Source organism: Chamaesiphon sp. VAR_69_metabat_338 (assembly GCF_031423935.1).
In the GTDB taxonomy this organism is placed as follows: Bacteria; Cyanobacteriota; Cyanobacteriia; order Cyanobacteriales; family Chamaesiphonaceae; genus Chamaesiphon.
Genome location: NZ_JANPGM010000448.1, coordinates 1 through 4,130 on the forward strand (window position 1 = coordinate 1; position 4,130 = coordinate 4,130).

4 protein-coding genes are annotated in these 4,130 nt (G+C 49.9%); 1 reads left to right on the top strand and 3 read right to left on the bottom strand.

The features are described 5' to 3' along the window. Positions 1-57: 57 nt before the first annotated feature. The 3 genes from RMO84_RS12445 to eno form a co-directional block, all read right to left on the bottom strand. Complete coding sequence (locus RMO84_RS12445; RefSeq protein ID WP_310488771.1) at positions 58-930, bottom strand: pentapeptide repeat-containing protein; 873 nt, start codon at positions 928-930, stop codon at positions 58-60. A gap of 3 nt (positions 931-933) precedes the next feature. Continuing rightward, the gene (locus RMO84_RS12450; RefSeq protein WP_310488772.1) at positions 934-1,575 is read right to left on the bottom strand and encodes a hypothetical protein; all 642 of its coding nucleotides are present in this window, start codon (positions 1,573-1,575) and stop codon (positions 934-936) included. Positions 1,576-2,132: 557 nt separating this feature from the next. Beyond that, positions 2,133-3,398: a phosphopyruvate hydratase gene (gene eno / locus RMO84_RS12455; protein ID WP_310488774.1), complete on the bottom strand. Its 1,266-nt coding sequence runs from the start codon at positions 3,396-3,398 to the stop codon at positions 2,133-2,135. Between the two features lie 178 nt (positions 3,399-3,576). On the opposite strand from eno, the gene gloA reads away from it, so the two are divergent. After that, complete coding sequence (gene gloA, locus RMO84_RS12460) at positions 3,577-3,963, top strand: lactoylglutathione lyase (protein ID WP_310488773.1); 387 nt, start codon at positions 3,577-3,579, stop codon at positions 3,961-3,963. Positions 3,964-4,130 lie beyond the last annotated feature (167 nt).

Here is a 4,130-nt window from a genome sequence, read left to right on the forward strand (position 1 = left end):
GGTTACAAACCCGACTTTTCCAAAAAGTCGGGTTTGTGTTTTGTTTTGGCGATCGATTTAACGGATCGCGCCAGTGAAAATGGTTTCGTCGGTTAACTTGGCGCGATCGAGAATAGCGTCTTGGAGATTAGTATGGCTGAAATCTGCCCCAGATAAATCTGCACCAGATAAATCCGCACCGGCTAAATTCGCACCAGATAAATTGGCTCCGCGTAACTTGGCATTCTGGAGGAGCGCGCCAGTCAAATTAGCTTTAGTCAGATTTGCCCATGAGAGATCGGCACTAGTCAGATTGGCTCTGGTCAAATTGGCAAACATGGCATACGCACTGACTAAATGCGATCGATACAGCCGCGCTTGGGTCAAATTGGCACGATACAAATGCGCCGCACCCAATTCGGCTTCGACTAAAATTGCCTGAGACAGATCGGCATAAGCGAGATTAGCTCGGACTAAATCGGCATAGCTGAGCGTGGCTCGCTGTAAGCAAATCCGATCGAGATCTGCTGCTCGCAGATTGGCAGCAGTCAGATCGATGGCGATCGCATTTGCCGTGGCTAGAGTAGCAGAGCGTAAATCGGCATGACTGAAATTACTAGCCATCAAATTGGCATTACTCAAATCTGCTCGTTGCAAATCGGCACCCCGAGCGCGACCGTTAATCATCTCGATCGATTGTAGATTGGCTTCAACTAAATCCGCTCGATCGAGGATGGTATTACTAAGGTTTGTACCGCTGAAGTTGGCTGCGACCAACTTGGCATCGCTCAAATCTGCCCGCCGCAAGTTGACATCATGCAGATCGGCACCGCGTAAATTAAGCCTCATCAGGCGAGCATCGCTCAAATTTGGTACTGTTGATTGCTGCTCTCGCCACGCCAACCACGCCACCGCACCGCGCTGCAACATTTCCTCTGCACTCGCGTTCATTGCCTACTCCCGCTTACCTTCATCTGGAAATGGGCGACCGGGTAAATTCTCTAAGGATGCTAAAATTCCCGCCTCCGCCGCTTTGATATCCCGTTCTTCACCGCCGAGATACAACCGCCCAAACACCCCTACTGCCGAAATTTGGAGGATATTAATCGATGCCGACTTCTCGGCTTCATTCGCGGCAATGGCGGCGTAGGCAGCGGGTTCTACTTCCAATACATACAAAGTTTGTCCGGCCAGAATCATATTCCCCCGCCGACTGCGGTTGATCATTTGGGTATGATGGGCGGTGATATTCCGAATGATCCGGCTGGAAATCACGCGCGGCTTCAGACAATCCGACTGGCGGACGCCCAGATATGCCAGAATCGCTTGTCCGGCAGCGTGAACGTCACCCTGACTGCTGGCATGAATTTCCATCAATCCATACAACCGTTCGATAATTTGCACGCCCGGTCTGACTTGTGCGGATTTGAGGGCAATATCCATCATTTGGTTGATTTCGACCCCAGGCGAAACTTCGATCCACAATGATGAATCCGCTGGCAATGGCAAAAAGCCCTGGGCTTCAGTACCCAGATAAGCGGCATGTTGGCGTTGCAACCGATCGATAAAGACGTAACTGCGGAGGTCGATTCCCAAGGGATTAGCGGTTAAGGAGTAAGTTTGGAAGCGTGGGGATGCAATCTTTGATGAGCACAAACAGCCATCTGAATTTCGCGCTGGCTCGATCGAACTTTAATTAATTATTAAGATATTCCTAGCCTCACCAGTATACATTATCGGGATTGTTATGCCATTTTGGATTAGGGATCGGAGATTAGGAAACCTCATTGCTGACTCAAACCAAATCCGATTCATACAGACTCCTTAGTACTAGCACAATCCCATAGCCCTCACCCCGCCCTCGCCTGCGGCTCTGACTCCCCTCTGTCTTGTCTCGCTAAACCGTCGGGGAACAAAGGCGTGCGCGAGCCGCTCCCAAGCTTGGGAGCGGCGCATCGAACGGGAGGTTCCCTCCCGTTTGTGTGCGTCAAGACAGAGGGGTTGGGGGTGAGGGCTATGTTTGTCGGTTTTACCAACCGGATTTGGTATCATATCTAGACGATCGAAATCCCAAATTCCTACGCCATAAAAACAGCAGGAGTAAGTGATTTACCCCTGCTGCTCGGACGAGATCGATTTTGAGAATCGATCGATTATTCTAAACCGGCATAGATAGCTAGATCGCCTAGTTCATCTTCAATGCGCAGTAAGCGATTGTATTTGGCGACTCGTTCGCTGCGGCAGAGCGAACCCGTCTTGATCTGTCCCGCGCGAGTGGCGACGGCGAGATCGGCGATTGTCGTGTCTTCAGTTTCACCAGAGCGGTGACTGATAATCGATTTGAAGCTATTGCGCGTAGCTAGATCGATCGTTTGCAGGGTTTCGGTAAGGGTACCGATTTGATTGAGTTTGATCAAAATGGCATTGGCCGATTTTTCTTTAATACCTTGGCGCAACCGGACGGAATTAGTCACGAACAAGTCATCACCGACGAGTTGGACTTTCGAGCCAATTTTTTGGGTGAGTAATTGCCAGCTCGCCCAGTCGTCCTCATGTAAACCATCTTCGATCGAGACGATCGGATATTTGGTCGTCAGATCGGCTAAATAGTCGATAAACTGTGCTGGTGTATGGCTGCTGCCATCGTAGACATAGTTACCATCTTTGTAAAATTCACTCGCCGCGACATCCAGAGCCAACGCGACTTGTTCGCCCGGTTTGTAGCCAGCGGATTCGATCGCTGCGATTAGTAATTCCAACGATGCCTGATTGGACTCCAGGTTGGGCGCAAAGCCACCTTCATCGCCCACACCAGTCAAAAGACCCTTTTGGTCGAGAACTTTGCTTAAAGAGGCAAATACTTCGGCTCCCCATCGCAAAGCTTCCTTGAATGATGTCGCCCCGACGGGTACGATCATAAATTCTTGGAAGTCAATATTATTTGCAGCATGAGCACCACCATTAATGACATTCATTAATGGTACGGGCAACGAATTTGCCAAGGGGCCGCCTAAATAACGGTACAGTGGCACACCAAGGGCATTTGCGACCGCTTTGGCATTGGCTAGCGATACCGCTAAAATAGCATTAGCCCCTAATTTAGATTTAGTTGGCGTCCCATCTAACTCGATCATCGCGCGATCGATCGCGATTTGATCGAAAGCATCCATTCCTTCTAGAGCTGGCGCAATTTTGTCTTGAATATTGGCAACAGCCTTGAGGACACCTTTGCCCCCATAGCGGCTGGCATCGTCATCCCGCAATTCATGGGCTTCAAAACTGCCTGTGGATGCGCCGCTGGGGACTTGGGCTAACCCAAATCCGCCATTGGCTAAGTATACTTCGGCTTCTACTGTCGGGCGACCGCGAGAATCGAGAATCTCTCTAGCTCTGATTTCCGCAATCGCCATGTCTGGCATATTCATAGTCATTCCCTCATCCTTCGATCGCGATCGATCTGTCCGTAAACAATGTAGCTCGACACCCCAATTATTCGTTCCTCGGCAACGATCGGTGCCAACACGCTATCATACGACCTGACGGCACCCTAGTTAGCAAATTTAGTCACCAAATTTTTCAATTAAGGCATTTACAGCTATGCGTTTATTACACACGATGCTGCGAGTTAGCGACTTAGAGGCATCCTTGCGCTTCTATTGCGAAGTTTTAGGAATGAAGTTAATCCGCCGCCAAGATTTTCCAGATGGCAAGTTTACGCTGGCTTTTGTCGGCTACGGCGCAGAATCAGATAGTACGGTTATCGAACTCACCCACAATTGGGATACCTCAGCATATACGATCGGCGATGCTTACGGTCACATCGCGATCGGGGTGGATGATATCTACGCCACCTGCGAGCAAATCGCAGCCAAAGGCGGCAAAGTCGTCCGCGCTCCAGGCGCAATGAAACACGGTACCACTGTGATTGCCTTCGTCGAAGATCCGACTGGCTATAAAGTCGAACTAATTCAAGTCGGCAAATAATCCCAAGACATGTAGGGGCGGGTTTGCGGCGCGCGCTCTGGAGGTGTATCCTTCCAGGTTTAGCGCGACAAGACAATGCTAACAATATCGACTTTACTAAAAATTTAATTCAAACCCGCCCAAACCCACCAGTATCTATTGTGTAGTTGTCCAAAATGGTATAGGAT